Source organism: Streptomyces endophytica (genome assembly GCF_026153355.1).
Classification (GTDB): Bacteria; Actinomycetota; Actinomycetes; order Streptomycetales; family Streptomycetaceae; genus Streptomyces; species Streptomyces endophytica.
Map to the genome: position 1 here is coordinate 4,197,863 of NZ_CP110636.1, position 14,996 is coordinate 4,212,858.

The 14,996-nt window shown below is 76.2% G+C and carries 9 protein-coding genes, 3 pseudogenes and 1 riboswitch; of the genes and pseudogenes, 3 read left to right on the plus strand and 9 right to left on the minus strand.

Features of this window, described 5'->3' with window-relative positions; translation table 11 throughout:
- Positions 1–17: 17 nt before the first annotated feature.
- From cobC to OJ254_RS18725, 9 genes and pseudogenes are all read right to left on the minus strand, one after another.
- Positions 18–1,039: pseudogene (gene cobC / locus OJ254_RS18685) on the minus strand (Rv2231c family histidinol phosphate aminotransferase CobC).
- A 103-nt stretch (positions 1,040–1,142) separates the two neighbouring features.
- Positions 1,143–2,006: a sirohydrochlorin chelatase gene (locus OJ254_RS18690; protein ID WP_265363235.1), complete on the minus strand. Its 864-nt coding sequence runs from the start codon at positions 2,004–2,006 to the stop codon at positions 1,143–1,145.
- On the minus strand, positions 2,003–2,596 hold the full coding sequence (locus OJ254_RS18695) for a cobalamin biosynthesis protein (protein ID WP_265363236.1): 594 nt from the start codon (positions 2,594–2,596) through the stop codon (positions 2,003–2,005). The genes OJ254_RS18690 and OJ254_RS18695 overlap by 4 nt, the downstream gene beginning before the upstream one ends.
- A complete protein-coding gene (locus tag OJ254_RS18700) occupies positions 2,593–3,261 on the minus strand; it encodes a VOC family protein (protein WP_265363237.1) in 669 nt (222 codons plus the stop codon). The genes OJ254_RS18695 and OJ254_RS18700 overlap by 4 nt, the downstream gene beginning before the upstream one ends.
- On the minus strand, positions 3,258–4,643 hold the full coding sequence (locus OJ254_RS18705) for a cobyrinic acid a,c-diamide synthase CobB (protein ID WP_265363238.1): 1,386 nt from the start codon (positions 4,641–4,643) through the stop codon (positions 3,258–3,260). The genes OJ254_RS18700 and OJ254_RS18705 overlap by 4 nt, the downstream gene beginning before the upstream one ends.
- A 16-nt stretch (positions 4,644–4,659) precedes the next feature.
- Entirely contained in the window at positions 4,660–5,259 is a 600-nt protein-coding gene (cobO, locus tag OJ254_RS18710; RefSeq protein ID WP_261952186.1) for a cob(I)yrinic acid a,c-diamide adenosyltransferase, read from the minus strand.
- Complete coding sequence (locus OJ254_RS18715; RefSeq protein ID WP_265363239.1) at positions 5,259–7,403, minus strand: putative cobaltochelatase; 2,145 nt, start codon at positions 7,401–7,403, stop codon at positions 5,259–5,261. Before OJ254_RS18715 ends, cobO begins: the two co-directional genes overlap by 1 nt.
- Positions 7,404–7,458: 55 nt before the next feature.
- Positions 7,459–8,996: pseudogene (locus OJ254_RS18720) on the minus strand (cobyric acid synthase).
- A pseudogene (locus OJ254_RS18725) lies at positions 8,993–9,978 on the minus strand (cobalamin biosynthesis protein). Before OJ254_RS18725 ends, OJ254_RS18720 begins: the two co-directional pseudogenes overlap by 4 nt.
- A gap of 129 nt (positions 9,979–10,107) precedes the next feature.
- A riboswitch (cobalamin riboswitch) is annotated at positions 10,108–10,241 on the minus strand.
- 204 nt (positions 10,242–10,445) lie between these two features.
- Here OJ254_RS18725 and OJ254_RS18730 point away from each other — a divergent pair.
- The 3 genes from OJ254_RS18730 to OJ254_RS18740 are packed head-to-tail and all read left to right on the plus strand — an operon-like array spanning position 10,446 to position 14,970.
- Complete coding sequence (locus tag OJ254_RS18730; protein ID WP_265363240.1) at positions 10,446–10,889, plus strand: hypothetical protein; 444 nt, start codon at positions 10,446–10,448, stop codon at positions 10,887–10,889.
- Between the two features lie 5 nt (positions 10,890–10,894).
- Complete coding sequence (locus OJ254_RS18735; protein ID WP_265363241.1) at positions 10,895–13,564, plus strand: caspase family protein; 2,670 nt, start codon at positions 10,895–10,897, stop codon at positions 13,562–13,564.
- A complete protein-coding gene (locus tag OJ254_RS18740; protein ID WP_265363242.1) occupies positions 13,561–14,970 on the plus strand; it encodes an extracellular solute-binding protein in 1,410 nt (469 codons plus the stop codon). Before OJ254_RS18735 ends, OJ254_RS18740 begins: the two co-directional genes overlap by 4 nt.
- The last annotated feature ends 26 nt before the right edge of the window (positions 14,971–14,996 follow it).

The window sequence follows — 14,996 nt, forward strand, 5'->3', positions numbered from 1 at the left end:
GGGCCCGCACCATCCGGTCAGCGCAGGACCCCGGCCAGCGCCGTCACGAACCGGTCGGTGGTGGCCCGGTCCCGTACTGCCAGCCGCAGCCAGTCCGGCCCCAGGCCCGGGAAGGTGTCCCCGCGGCGCACCGCGAAACCGCGCGCCCGCAGGCCCTCCCGCACCCCGGCCGCCCCCGGCAGCCGCAGCAGGACGAACGGGCCCGCCGCCGGCCCGGCCACCCGGATCTCCCCGAACTCGCCCAGCCGGGCCAGCAGATGGGCCCGGTCCCGGGCGATCTCCTCGGCCGCCGCGGCCGCCTCCGCCAGCGCCGCCGGCGCACTGCACGCCTCCGCGGCGGCCAGCGCCGGACTCGACACCGGCCACAGCGGCTGGGCCCGCTCCAGGTCCGCCACGGTCCCGGGACCGGCCAGGACGTAGCCGACCCGCAGCCCCGCCAGCCCCCAGGTCTTGGTCAGCGAGCGCAGCACCACCAGCCCCGGCAGATCCGTGCGCCCCGCCAGCGACTCCCGCTCACCGGGCACCGCGTCCATGAACGCCTCGTCCACCACCAGCGTCCGCCCGGCCGCGCCAGTTGGGCCAGCGCGGTCGCCGGGTGCAGCACCGACGTGGGATTGGTGGGGTTGCCGACCACGACCAGATCGGCGTCCTCGGGCACCGCGTCCGGATCCAGCCGGAACCCGTCCCGTTCGGCGAGGATCACCCGCTCCACGTCGTGCCCGGCGTCCCGCAGCGCCGCCTCCGGTTCGGTGAACTGCGGGTGCACCACCACCGGGCGGCGGGCCCGCACGGTCCGCGCCAGCAGCACGAACGCCTCCGCGGCCCCGGACGTCAGCAACACCCGCTCCACGGGCAGTCCGTGCCGCACGGCCACCGCCCGGCGCGCCGCCCGCCCGTCCGGATAGGCGGCCAGCGAGTCCAGTGAGGCGGCGAGGTGCGCCTTGAGCCAGGCCGGGGGAGTGCCGGCCCGTACGTTGACCGCCAGATCCGTCAACCCGTCGCCGTCGCCCCGCACTTCGGCATCGCCGTGGTGCCGCAGATCGGGCTCGTCCGCCGGGGCGGGGGAGGGACCGGCCGGGACGGCGGCGGGCGCGGCGGGCCGGAGCCGCGCAGCCGGACCGCATCGGTGGGCGCCGGCACGTTCACCGCTCCCCGGCGCCCGCCGCCACCCGCGCCGGGCCGTACGGGTCCCCGTCGTCCGCCGCCCGGTCGCCGGCCACCGCCGCGCGGTACCGGTCCACGACCACCTCGGCCACCTCGGGCCCGGTGCCGAGCACCTGGGCGCCGAACACCTCGATGTCCGGATGCGCCGCGGCCCAGCCCTCGGTCTGCATCCACAGCCGCTCCACCTGCCCGTCGGCGAAGAAGGCGTAGGGCAGGACCACGACCCTGGCCGGGCCGGCCGCGCCCGGGACCGGCCCGGCCAGCGCCCGGCAGCGGTCCAGCCCGGCCGGCACGTCCGGCGCGGTCTGCCCGACGAACGCGGTCTCCACGCCCGCGAATCCGCGCCCCTCCCACAGCAGCCGCGCGGCCCGTGCCACCTCGGCATTGGCGTGCGGATCGCTCGCCCCGCGGCCCACCAGCAGCACGGTGGTCCGGGCCCGGTCCTGCGGCGTACGGGAGCCGGCGCCCAGCGCCTCCTCCAGCCGCCGCTCCAGCACGTCCAGCAGCCGCGGGTCCGGGCCGGGTGCGGCGGCGCAGACCTGGCGCAGGTCCGGGTGCCCGGCGGCCGCGCGCGCCAGCGCCGCGGGCAGGGTCTCGGTGCCCGCACCGGTCGGCGCCAACAGCAGCGGCACCGCGACGAGTTCGGTCACCCCCTGCCCGGCCAGCCCGTCCACGGCGCCGGCCAGCGGCATCGGCGAACCCGGGGCGCCGAAGAACCCGCCGGCGACCGGGACCTCGGGGTGCCGCTCGCCGACCGCGCGCACCAGCGCGCGCAGGGCCTCGGCCGCGTCGTCGTCACGGGCGCCGTGACCGGCGATGAGCAGTGCGGGAGGGGTGGTCACGGGGTCTCCTTGCTACCGGTGTCTTCGCCGTCGGGCGCCTTGTCGTCGATGACCGGCCGCCGCCGCTCGGTGCCACGGTGGGGTGGGTCGGGGGAGGTCATGACGATATCGGCACCGGGCGCGGGGGCGGCGGCCGCTCCCTCCCTACCAGCGGTAAGCGCACCGTGGGGTGTTACTGCCGCCAGGGCGAGCGCACAGGTCGCCCGGCCCGCCGGCGACTTCCGCTTGCCGGCGACCAGTTCGGCACCCGGCCCGGCGGCCAGCAGCGCGGCCGCCTCGGCGACGCCCGGCGTCCCGGCGGCCGCCGCCACCACCGCGGAGGGATCCGGCACCGGCACGGCCGCCAGCGCCGCCGCCGGGAACGACCACAACGGCACCCCCAGCCGCCGCGCCGCCTCCGCCAGTCCGGGCTCGTCCGCCTTCGCCGCCACCGTCGCCAGCGCCAGCACCGGGCGCCCGGCACAGCCCGCCGCCGTGCGCGCCGCCGCGATCAGCTCCAGGACCTCGGACGCCGGTACCCCGCGGCGCGCCCCCACGCCCACCACCAGGGCCGCCGGCCCGCCCCGTACACCGGCCGTCCGGCGCCTCATACCGGGACGGCTCCCCGCCCGAACGCCACCCGGCCGTACCGCCCTTCCACGACCGCGGTCAGCCGCACGTCCGGACCGGTGGTGAGTTCCCCCGGCCACCGGACGCCGAGCGCCGCCCACGCGGCCCGGGCCGCCGCCGGGTCGGGATGCACCGCCCGCAGCGCCACCAGCGGCAGCACCGGCAGCCCGGCGGACGGATGCGGGGTGGCGCCCCAGTCCAGCAGGAACGGCGCCGACCCGTCGCCCGTCCCGGGCGGGGTCAGCTGCCAGGCGAGCCGGCCGCCGTCCGGCGTCCGCCGGGACATCGCCACCGCCGCGCCCGGGTCGTGGCCGCGCGCCCGCGCCGCGGCCACCCGGTCCGCGATCCCGGTGACCCGGACCGCCCAGGTGACCAGCCGCGGCCCGGTCAGCGCGTCGATGCCGAACCACCGCGGCCGGTCCGGCGCGGGCTGCTCCGGATCGGGCCCGATGATCTCCAGGTACGCCCCGCCGCCCAGCCCCAGCAGGTGGTTGCGGGTCCCGCGGCCCGGATGGCTGCCGCCCGGCACCGGCCGTACGCCGGTCAGCGCGGCCACCTCGGCGACGGTCGCCGACAGATCGGGGGTGGCGAAGACGAGGTGGTCGAGGACTGCCGGCGGCCCGTCCGCGCCGGACCCGGCGGTCATGGTGCGGCCGCCGGCACCTGCCGCGCCGCACCCGCCACCAGCCGCGCCGCCAGCGACGGTTCGGCCGCCCAGTGCACATGCAGGTACGAGGCGTGCACCCCGCCGGTCACGAAGCCTTCCACCCGCCGCTCCGGATGCGTCAGCCCCCAGGCCGGCCGGTCGCCCGCGCCCGGCTCCAGGACCGTGCGGTGGAACTCGTGGCCGCGCACCCGGGTCCCGGCCGCGGCGAGCGCGTTGTCCGCCAGCGCCACCGCCTCCCGGTAGCCCAGCGTGAGCCGTTCGGTCATCCGGGCCTCGGCGGGCAGCACCCCGCACATCGGCTTCCCGTCGATCGCCCGGGACAGGTACAGCAGCCCGGCGCACTCGGCCGACACCGGCGCCCCGGAGGCGGCCAGGCGGGCCACCGCGGCGCGCAGCGGCGCGTTCGCCGACAGGTCCGGCGCGTACACCTCCGGGAAGCCGCCGCCGATCACCAAACCCCGCGTACCGGCCGGCAGTTGCTCGTCCCGCAGCGGATCGAACGGCACCACCTCGGCGCCCGCCGCGGTCAGCAGCTCGGCGTGCTCGGCGTACGCGAACGTGAACGCGGCGCCGCCCGCGACGGCGATCACCGGCCGGTCCCCGGACGCGTCCGCCCGCACCTCCGCCGACGGGTCCCAGGGCGCGTCCGGCAGCTCCGGGACCGTCCGCGCCAGCGCCAGCAGCGCCGTCAGGTCGCAGCCCTCGCGGACCCGCGCGGCCAGCTCCCGCACCGATTCCAGGGCCTCGGCCCGGCGTTCGGCGACCGGCACCAGCCCCAGGTGCCGGGACGGCGTACCGGCCCGGCGGTCCCGCCGCAGCGCGCCCAGCACCGGCACGCCGGAGGACTCCATCGCCTCCCGCAGCAGCGCCTCGTGCCGGTCCGAACCGACCTTGTTGAGGATCACCCCGGCCAGCCGCACCTCCGGGTCCCACGACGCGAAGCCGTGCACCAGCGCGGCCACCGACCGGGACTGCGAGGAGGCGTCCACCACCAGCACCACCGGCGCCCGCAGCAGCTTCGCCACCTGAGCCGTCGACGACAGCTCGCCCATGCCGGACGCCCCGTCGAACAGCCCCATCACGCCCTCGACGACCGCCAGGTCCGCGCCCGCCGCACCGTGCAGGAACAGCGGCGCGATCCGGTCCGGACCGCACAGGTACGCGTCCAGGTTGCGGCCCGGGCGGCCGGTCGCCAGACAGTGGTAGCCCGGATCGATGTAGTCCGGACCCACCTTGTGCGGCGAGACCGCGAGCCCCGCCTCGGCGAACGCCGCCATCAGGCCCGTGGCCACGGTGGTCTTCCCCGCGCCGGACGACGGTGCGGCGATCACCAGCCGGGGAATCCTGCCCCCGCCGCTCATGCTGCGCCCACCCCGCTCACCACTCGATGCCCCGCTGGCCCTTCTGGCCCGCGTCCATCGGGTGCTTCACCTTCGTCATGTCGGTGACCAGGTCGGCCACGTCGCACAGCGCCTGCGGGGCGTTCCGGCCGGTGATCACCACGTGCTGGGTGCCGGGCCGGTCGCGCAGCACCGAGACCACCTCGTCGGTGTCCACCCAGCCCCAGTGCAGCGGGTAGGCGAACTCGTCGAGGACGTACAGCCGGTAGGTCTCCGCGGCGAGGTCCCGCTTGACCTGCTCCCAGCCCTCGCGGGCCGCCTCCTCGTTGCTGAACTGCGAGTCGCGCTGCACCCACGACCAGCCCTCGCCCATCTTGTGCCAGGCGACCGTGCCGCCCTCACCGGAGTCACCGAGCACCCGCAGCGCCCGCTCCTCGCCGACCTTCCACTTCGCCGACTTCACGAACTGGAACACCCCGACCGGCCAGCCCTGGTTCCAGGCCCGCATCGCCAGCCCGAAGGCGGCGGTCGACTTGCCCTTGCCCAGACCCGTGTGGACCAGCACCAGCGGTCGGTTGCGGCGCTGGCGGGTGGTGAGCCCGTCGTTCGGTACGACGGACGGTTGTCCCTGCGGCATTACGCGGCCTTCCTGTTGCCGTGAACGGTCCTTGTGCCCTGAACGGTCCGTACCAGCGCGGAGACGCTGTCCGCGCGCAGTGCGTCGAGGGTGACGGCGGGGCCCCCGAGGTCCCGGGCCAGCTCGCCGGCCAGGCCCAGCCGTACCGGCCCGGCCTCGCAGTCCACGACGACCGAGGCGGTGCCGTCGGCGGCCAGCAGCCGCGCCGCCCGGGAGGCCCGCACCCGCGGCTCGGGGCCGCCGGTGGCCCGCCCGTCGGTGACGACGACCAGCAGCGGGCGGCGCGCGGGGTCCCGCATCCGCTCCACCCGCAGCACGCCGTGCGCCGCGAGCAGCCCCTCGGACAGCGGGGTGCGGCCGCCGGTGGGCAGCGACGCGAGCCGCGCCGCACCGGCCTCGACCGACGACGTCGGGGGCAGCGCGACCTCCGCGCCGGCGCCCCGGAACGTGATCATGCCGATCTTGTCGCGCCGCTGGTAGGCGTCGAGCAGCAGCGAGAGCACCGCGCCCTTGACCGCGCTCATCCGCTTGCGCGCCGCCATCGAGCCGGAGGCGTCCACGACGAACAGGACCAGATTGCCCTCCCGCCCCTCGCGCACCGCCTCGCGCAGATCGTCCCGGCGCAGCAGCAGACCGGTGCCGTGCCGCCCGCGCGCCTTCTGATGGGGCGCCGCGGCCTGCACGGTGGCCGCCAGATGCAGCTTGCCCAGAGTGCCCTGGGGGCGGCGGGCACCGGTCGTCCGGCCGTGTGCGGTACGGGCCCGGGAGCGGCGCCCGTCGGCGCCCTCGCCCAGCCCCGGCACGTCCAGCCGCCGGGCCTTGAACGGCTCGTCGGCCGCCACCGCCGGCTTCTCCGCGGCCGCACCGCCCGGCGCCTGCGGCCGGGCCCCGGCCTCGTCCCCGGACGGCGCGGGCTCGGGCGCCTGCGGGGTCTCCTGCTCACGCTGGTGCGGCAGTTCGGACCCCGGCGACTCCTGGGAACCGTCCTGCTGGGAACCGCCCTCCTGCGGGCCGTCCGCCTGCGGCGGCAGCCCGCCGCCCGGGCCGCCCCCGTCGGGACCCCCGTCCGGACCGTCCGGCTCCGGATCGTCCCCGCCGTCCGCCGGGTCGTCCTGTCCGGCGAACTCCTCCAGCGTCCGGTCGAGCTTGTCCTCGTCGAGGCCCGGGGCGTCGAACGGGTTGCGGCGCCGGCGGTGCGGCAGGGCCAGCAGCGCCGCCTGCCGCACGTCCTCCTCCCGGACCTCCGTCCGCCCCGCCCACGCGGCCAGCGCGGTGGCGGTCCGCGCCATCACGATGTCCGCGCGCATCCCGTCCACCTCGAACGCGGCACAGGTCGCCGCGATCTGCCGCAGCGCCGCGTCGCCCAGCACCACCTCCGGCAGCAACTCCCGTGCCGCGGCGATCCGTTCCCGCAGCGCCGCCTCCTCGGCCGCCCAGCGCGCCGCGAACCCGGCCGGATCGGCGTCGTACGCGAGCCGCCGCCGGACCACCGCCACCCGCTGCTCCGGCTCCCGGGAGGCCGCGACCTGGACCGTCAGCCCGAACCGGTCCAGCAACTGCGGCCGCAGCTCGCCCTCTTCGGGGTTCATGGTCCCGACGAGCAGGAAACGGGAGGCGTGCCGGACGGAGACGCCCTCACGCTCCACGTAGGAGGCGCCCATCGCGGCGGCGTCCAGCAGGAGGTCGACCAGGTGGTCGTGGAGCAGGTTCACCTCGTCCACGTACAGGATGCCGCGGTGCGCGTCCGCCAGCAGACCCGGCTCGAAGGCCTTCACGCCCTCCGACAGGGCCCGTTCGATGTCCAGGGCGCCCACCAGGCGGTCCTCGGAGGCGCCGACCGGGAGCTCCACCATCCGCGTCGGACGGCTCTCGGCGGCACCGGACCCGTGCGGCCCGTCCGGGCAGCCCGGGTCGGGCGCGGCGGGGTCGCAGCCGAAGCGGCAGCCGGCCACCACGTCGACGGACGGCATCAGCGCCGACAGGGCGCGTACCGCGGTGGACTTCGCGGTGCCCTTCTCGCCGCGGACCAGCACCCCGCCGACCGCCGGGCTCACCGCGTTCAGCAGCAGCGCCAGCCGCAGGTCGTCCATCCCGACGACCGCGGTGAAGGGGTACTGCGGGGTGGTGTTGTGCGCGTTCGTCATGCGGTGTCGTCCTCCACGTCGCCGGCCGGCCCGGATCCCGTCCCTTGCGTACCCGTCATGGCGCCCCCGGAGGCACGAACGGCAGCCCCTCCGGCACCCCCTTCTCGATCAGCCGCAGCAGCGCCCGGGTGTCCGCGTGCTCCTCGATCAGATCGCCCAGCCGGTCCAGCTGCTCCTCGCGCAGCGCGCCGAAGCGGGTGTCCGGGGCCGGGACGAACGCCCGCCCGGCGTCCGCGGCCACCCGCCGCAGGAAGGCCCGGCGGAAGGCGTCGCTCTCCAGCGAGCCGTGCCAGTGCGTGCCCCATACGGAACCCACCCGGCACCCGTCCAGGAACTCTTCCTCCCCCCCGTCACTTCGGCCACACCGTGGTGGATCTCGTAGCCCTCCACCGGCTCGCCGAGCGCCCGGCCCACCGGCCGGGCGAGCGTCTTCTCCGCCGCGAAGCGGACCCGTACGGGCAGCAGTCCGAGGCCCTCGACCGCGCCCGCCCTCGACTCGACCTCGTCGTCGATGTGCTCGCCGAGCATCTGGAAGCCGCCGCAGATGCCCAGCACCGGACGGCCCTCGGCGGCCCGCCGGGCGACCGCGTCCGCCAGCCCGCGCTCGCGCAGCCACCCGAGGGCGCGGACCGTGCCGCGGGTGCCCGGCAGCACGACCAGGTCCGCGTCGGCCAGTTCCTCCGGCCGGTCCACGAACCGCACCACCACGCCCGGTTCGGCCGCCAGCGCGTCCACGTCGGTGAAGTTCGACATCAGCGGGACGGCGCAGACCGCCACCCGCAGCACGTCCGCGCCGTGCGGCGGGGCCACCACGCTCTCCCGCACCGCGCCGCGCATCGACACCCGGAGGCCGTCCTCCTCGTCGATGCCGAGGCCGTGCGCGTACGGCAGCACGCCCAGCGTCGGCCGCCCGGTCAGCCGCTCCAGCATGTCCAGGCCGGGCTCCAGCAGCGTCACATCGCCCCGGAACTTGTTGACGAGGTACCCGGCGACCAGCGCCTGGTCCTCCTTCGACAGCAGCGCCGTGGTGCCGAAGAACGACGCGAAGACGCCGCCGCGGTCGATGTCGCCGACCACCACGACCGGTATCCGGGCGGCCCGGGCGATGCCCATGTTCACGATGTCGGTGCGGCGCAGATTGATCTCGGCGGGGCTGCCCGCGCCCTCACAGATGACGGCGTCGTGCGTGCGCCGCAGCTCCGTGAGGCAGTCGGTGACCGTCCCCAGCAACTGCTCCTGCCTGCCCGCGTGGTAGCCGCGCGCGCTCAGCTCACCCACCGGCTTGCCCAGCAGCACCACCTGGCTGGTGCGGTCGCCGCCCGGCTTGAGCAGGACGGGGTTCATCAGCGCGGTCGGTTCGACCCGGGCGGCGGCGGCCTGCATCGCCTGCGCCCGGCCGATCTCCGCGCCCTCGCGGGTGACGAACGAATTGAGCGACATGTTCTGCGCCTTGAAGGGCGCCACCTTCACGCCCTGCCGGACCAGCCAGCGGCAGATCCCCGCCGTCACCACGCTCTTGCCCGCGTCGGACGTCGTACCGGCCACCAGCAGCCCGCCGCCGAGCCCCCCGGCCGCCCCGTATTGCCCGTTCACCGGCGTTTCCTCCCGCTCGTGCCCCTGCCGCCCGCGACCCCGTGCCGCACCGCGCCCACCGCCAGCCGTCCCGCCACCGTCGCGACCAGCGCCAGCGCGCTCACCCGCCGCGACAGCCGCACCGCCCGCTCGATGTCCGCCACCGCGGGCGGCCGCCCCGTGCCGTTCAGCACCGGACGGTGCTCCACCCGCCCGCCGTACGCCAGCGTGCCGCCCAGCCGCACGCCCAGCGCGCCCGCGAACGACGCCTCCACCGGACCGCGTTGGGGCTCGGGTGCGCCCCGCCGTCCGCCCGCCAGGCCGCGAGCGCACCGCGCCGGTCGGGGCCCGCGAGCACGGTCAGCGCGGCGGTCAGCCGGGAGCCGGGCCAGCCGGCGACGTCGTCGAGCCGGGCCGCGGCCCAGCCGAACCGCCGGTAGCGCGGGGACTTGTGACCCACCATCGCGTCCAGGGTGTTCACCGCCCGGAACGCCACCAGACCGGGCACCCCGCCGAACGCGCCCCACACCAGTGCGCCCACCACCGCGTCCGAGGTGTTCTCGGCCACCGACTCCACCACCGCGCGGGCCATCTGCGGCCCGTCCAGCGCCTGGGGATCGCGGCCGCACAGATGCGGCAGCCGCTCCCGCGCCACGTCCAGATCGCCCGCCTCCAGCGCGCCGCCGACGGCCCGCGCCTCCCGGCCCAGCGAAGTGCCCCCCAGCACCGCCCAGACGGCGGCCGCGGTCAGCGCCACCCGGGCGCCGCGGCGGTGCCGTACGGCCCGCTCCAGCAGCGCCGCGCCGGCCGCCGCACCGCCCGCGCACAGCAGGGCGTGGGCCGCGCCGTGACCCCGGTGGTCGCGCCACAGCCGGCGCTCGACGGCGGTGGCGGCCCGGCCGAACGCGGCCACCGGATGACCACGCCGCGGGTCCGCCGCGATCAGGTCGCCGAGGAAGCCGAGGGCCGCGCCGCACGCATATCCCGCGTGTTCGCCGCGCATCGGATCAGGCCGCCGTCAGTCCTCGAAGGGGCCCTGCGGCAGCGGGCAGTGGGGATCGGGGCGGGCGGCCGGGCATGGCGGTATGTCCTCACTCAGGGTCCTCGCCCTGGCTCGACGTGACGGCGACCAGAGTCTCCTGGCTCCCGGATCGGCGTGACCCCCGGCCTTCCCGCCCGTACGTCCGTACGGACCGTGGCCCTCGTCGGAGGAACGCTCCCCGGTGACAGTGGCGGGACCGCGCCGGATTCTCACCGGACTTCCTCATCTGTCGCCGATTGGCCCCGGCAGTCCACCACGGTCCGCGAAGGCCCGTCAACTCGCCCTTGACCTGCGACGCTGCCCCGTGGCAGGCCCTGTGGCGCACGCCACAGGGTGCTGGTGGCGTCACGGACGGTTGCCCTGGTCCCTGATCCCACGTCACTATCTGGTGCACGGCGGCGAAGGGGCCGCCGGAAGGGGGCTGGGGGATGCCGGAGCACGCCGACCATCATGAGGACCGTCAGGAGATCCGCCTCAGGGTCACCGGGACGGACAATCCGCAGCAGGACCTCGACGACCTCCGGGCCTGGCTGGAGCGCGAACCCTGGCTGAGCCGCCGGGACCACACCTGGGAACTCCGGCCACAGCCCACCCCCACCGCGGACAACGCGGCCAACGCGGACGACGGGGACGAACCGGGCCCCGCCGACATGGCCGTGGGCGTGGACGACCTGATCCTGGTCATCGTCGGCGCGATCGTCACCGAGGTCACCAAGGGGATGAGCATCGCCGTGCGGGAATGGCTGCGCCGCCGCAAGGAGGAGCGCGCCGCCGGCGAGCGACCCGCCGTCGAGGTCATCGGCGACGGCGGCCCCGGACGCCCGGATCCCGGCAACCCGGCGCACGAGAGCGGCAGCACCGGCGAGGACTGAGCCGGATGTCCGAATACGACGCGCGGGGGAAGATCAACCGGGCGCTGCTGATCGGTGTCCACGACTACGCCACGCTGAGCGGCCTGCCCGCGGTGGAGGACAACCCCGCCGAGCTGTCCCGCGCCCTGACCGCCACCGACCTGTTCACCGCCGACGAGGTCACCCTCTGCCGGCCGGCCGAGCCGTGGGAGCTGAGCCAGGCGCTCAAGACCGCCGCCGACGAGGCCCGCGGACTGCTGCTGGTGTACTTCTCCGGGCACGGCTGGGTCGGCAGCGACGGCGGCGACCTGCAGCTGATGGTCGGCGCCTCGGTGCCCCGGCAGAGCCACACCACCGTCTCCTGGCACGACGTGGTGCTCTCCTGCCTCGACAGCGCCCGCGCCGAACGCATCGTGATCGTCCTGGAGTGCTGCTACGCGGGCAACGCCGGCGGCGCCTTCCACTCCCACCGCAAGCCCATGTCGCTGCTGATGGCCGCCCAGCCCAACCGCCGGATCTTCAGCGGCGAGGAACCGGCCGGCGGCACCGTCTTCACCCGCGCCCTGGTGCAGATCCTCCGAAGCGGCATCCCCGGCCGACGGTTCGTCACCTTCGAGGACCTCGTACGGGAACTGCGGGTCCGGCTCGCCGGGGAGCGGACGCCGATGGACGACGTGTGGGAGCCCCGGTCGGCGAAGCAGAACACCGTCGACGACGTCGTGCTGTCCTTCGCCACCCCCGAGGCGCGGCTGCCGACCCCGCCGCGGGTCCGCTTACGCCGCTGGTTCAACCAGCACGTCCGGCCCCGCCTGAAGCTGTTGCTCGCGCTCGTCACCGCCCTGGTGCTGATCGCCGCCGGGCTCGTCGTACGGCAGTTGATGCAGCCGCTGCCGGACTGCCCGCCCGCCCTCGAACTGCGGCTGCTCACCGCGCCGGAGGCCGAACCGACCCTGCGCCAGGCCGCGTTCGACTACGAGATGTCCGAGGCCAACACCCGCCCGCTGCAGGGCGAGGGCGACCTCCCGGCGGGCTGCCGGCGCGCCCAGATCACCGTGTACTCGGCCGCCAAGGACCAGATCGACCAGGGCTTCGCCGCCGCCGCCCGCTGGCAGGGCGAGGCCCGGGGCACCGGCCAGGGGCAGCAGGACGGCAAGGGCACCGATCCGCTCTACCGGCCCGGCCCGCAACCCGACCTGTGGATCCCCGAGTCCACCGCCGACTACGAGGAGGCCCGCCGCGGCATGCCCGCCACGGGCTCCCCGGCCACCCTGCACGACACCGGACCGGTCGCCTACAGCCCGCTGGTCGTCGGCATCCCCGCCGGCAAGCGGCTGGACGACGTCGAGACGGTGGGCGCCTCCTGGCAGGACCTGCTCACCGGCACCGACAGCGGCCACCAGGACCTCAAACTGCTGCGCCCCAGCCCGGTGCTGTCCGGCACCGGCCTGCTGCACACCATCGGCCTCTACCTCGCCAACGACGGCTCGCACATCGGCTCCTCCGGCGCCCCGGACCCGGCCCTCGCCGAGGGCGCCGAGCAGCGGCTCTCCGCCCCGGGCAGCCAGTACGCGGACAGCACCGAGCTGCTGTGCTCACTGCGCCCGGCCACCGGCGCCGACACCGACGCCGCCGCCACCGGCCGGGCCCCCGCCGGCGCCGCCCGGGGCGACCGCTCGGCGCCACTGGTCTCCGAGAAGTCCCTGGCCGACTTCAACCTCGGCCGGGCGATCGGCAGTTGCCCCGCCCTGAACGGCCCGCTCGCCCCGCGCGACCGCTACGTCGCGTACTACCCCAGGAACGTCCCGGCGCTCGACCACCCGCTGATCCGCGTCGACTGGCGCGGCACCACGGACGCCACCGCACGGCAGGCCGCGGTCGACCACTTCGCCGACTGGCTGCGGGCCCCGGACGGCGGCCGGCCGGTGCTCACCGCGCAGGGCTACCGCCCGGTCCCCGGCAAGGACGGCACGGACCCCGCGCCCGCGCCCGGCTCCCCGCTGCGCAGCAGCCGCGCCAACGCCGACCTCGACGCCCCGGTCATCCCGTTCACGGCCGGCACCGACCAGGTCGCCCGGGTGCTCGACGGCTACGACAAGGCGCAGAAGCCCAGCCGGCTGCTGCTCCTCATGGACACCTCCACCTCGATGGCCGACGGCGGCAAGCTCCCGGTCGCCCTCGGCGCCGCGTCCCGCGCCCTGGAGATGGTCGGCAACCGCCACACCTACGGCCTGTGGACCTTCCCCGACCGCGCCCACCCCGGCGATCCGGACGCGGTGCGCCGGGCCGTCCCCCTGGGCACGGTCGACCCGGCGCGCGGCAAGGCCGCCCTGGACGGGATCGCCAAGGGCGACCTCGTCGACCACGGCGCCGCGATGGAGGAGGCGCTGACCGCCGCCGTACGGGAGATGAAGAAGTCCTCCGGCAGCAACCAGGCCATCGTGCTGATCATGGACGAGGACGACGGCAGGCTGCGGCGCGCGGCGGGCGTCGAGCAGCGGCTGACCGCGCTGCTGAAGGAGAAGCCCGCGGTGCCGGTGCTGACGCTGGTGCTGGACAAGGCCGGCTGTGACACCTTCGCCCTCCAGGGGCTGGCCGGCGCGTCCCGGGGGCAGTGCGTACCCGGCGGCCCCCAGGCGCCCGATCTGCTGGCCGGCCTGATCGCGTCCATCGGCACCGCGGGCAAGGAGGACCGGTGAGGAACCCCCGCGCCACCTGGCAGGCCGCCGCGCTGGCCCTGACGCTGACCGCGGCGGTCTCCGGCTGCACCTCCGGCCCCGGGCCCGGCCCCGAGAAGGGCTCGATCGTCCTGGCCACCGGCAGCGACCTCAGCAGCACCGGCGTCCGCCAGGCCCTCATCCGGGCCTTCGAGAAGCGCACCGGCCGTTCGGTGCGGATCGTCGAGCTGCCGGACACCGCCGACGGCCAGCGCAGCCAGCTGCTCGCCGCCGGCCAGTCCGGCAGCGGCGCCTACGACGTGCTCAACCTCGACGTGGCCTGGACCGCGGAGTTCGCCGAGGCGGGCGTCATCCGCCCCTGGGGCACGAGCCTGGACGGCGACTTCCTCGACAGCGTGGTCAAGACCGTCGACTACGACGACAAGATCTGGGCCGTCCCCTTCAACACCGACGCCGGCCTGCTCTACTACCGCAAGGACATCCTCGCCAAATACGGCCACGGCTCCCCACCGCCCGACAACTGGGGGAAGCTGAAGGACCTGGCCCTCACGGTCACCGGCGCGTACAACCGCGCACTCGCCCGCAAGGCCGAGGACGGCAAGGTCCCCGAAAACCGGCGGATGTACGGCATGGTCGCCCAGCTGCGGCCCTACGAGGGCCTGACCGTCAACACCCTGGAATCCGCCTGGGCCACCGGCGGCGACCCGGACGCCACCAGCTTCACCAAGGGCGAGCAGGTCGGCGCCCTCCAGATGGGCGTCGCGGACCTCAAGGACCGGCTGGACACGATCATGCCGCACGCGGCCATGACGATGGACGAGACGGAGAGCCGCCGCTGGTTCGCCGACGGCCGGGCGCTGTTCATGCGGAACTGGCCGGTGGAGTACGCCTCGGTCGCCGAGAAGCTCACCCCCGGCACGCAGTTCGACGTCGCCGAGCTGCCGGCCCGGGCCGCCGACGGCAAGCGGATCTCCGTCCTGGGCGGGCAGAACCTGGCGGTCTCCGCCGGCAGCAAGCGGCCGGCGGGGGCCCGCGCACTGATCGAGGCGCTCACCAGCCCTGCCAGTGAACGCTGTCTGCTGGAACGGGGGTTCGCGGCCACCCGCGACTCGGCGTACCGGGCGGCGGGCAAGGCGCCGGTCTGCCCGCTGCCGCCCGAGCGGAGCGAGCACGGCGCCACCGGGCAGCCCTGGCCCGGCCAGGAGCCGCCGTACACCAGGACGTTGTACGCGGCGCTGCTGGCGGCCGAACCGCGCCCGCGCAGCGCCCACTACCAGACGTTCAGCAAGGTCGTGCAGATCCTGGTCTCGGAGTACCTGGGCAGCCGCGGCGGTACGGCCATCGCCGACGAGCTGGCCCGCGAGGCCGACGAGGCGCTCAGCGGCCGGGGCGCACAACGGGCGAGGCGCCCGGCGGAGGACGGCTGATGCCGTGTTCCGCCGGGCGCCTCGCG

Bases quoted from the DNA above. Each gene is read 5' to 3' on its own strand.
- OJ254_RS18705 (WP_265363238.1), bottom strand. From the start codon at position 4,643: ATGAGCGGCGGGGGCAGGATTCCCCGGCTGGTGATCGCCGCACCGTCG.
- OJ254_RS18695 (WP_265363236.1), bottom strand. From the start codon at position 2,596: ATGAGGCGCCGGACGGCCGGTGTACGGGGCGGGCCGGCGGCCCTGGTG.
- cobO (WP_261952186.1), bottom strand. From the start codon at position 5,259: ATGCCGCAGGGACAACCGTCCGTCGTACCGAACGACGGGCTCACCACC.
- OJ254_RS18715 (WP_265363239.1), bottom strand. From the start codon at position 7,403: ATGACGAACGCGCACAACACCACCCCGCAGTACCCCTTCACCGCGGTC.
- OJ254_RS18700 (WP_265363237.1), bottom strand. From the start codon at position 3,261: ATGACCGCCGGGTCCGGCGCGGACGGGCCGCCGGCAGTCCTCGACCAC.
- OJ254_RS18730 (WP_265363240.1), top strand. From the start codon at position 10,446: ATGCCGGAGCACGCCGACCATCATGAGGACCGTCAGGAGATCCGCCTC.
- OJ254_RS18735 (WP_265363241.1), top strand. From the start codon at position 10,895: ATGTCCGAATACGACGCGCGGGGGAAGATCAACCGGGCGCTGCTGATC.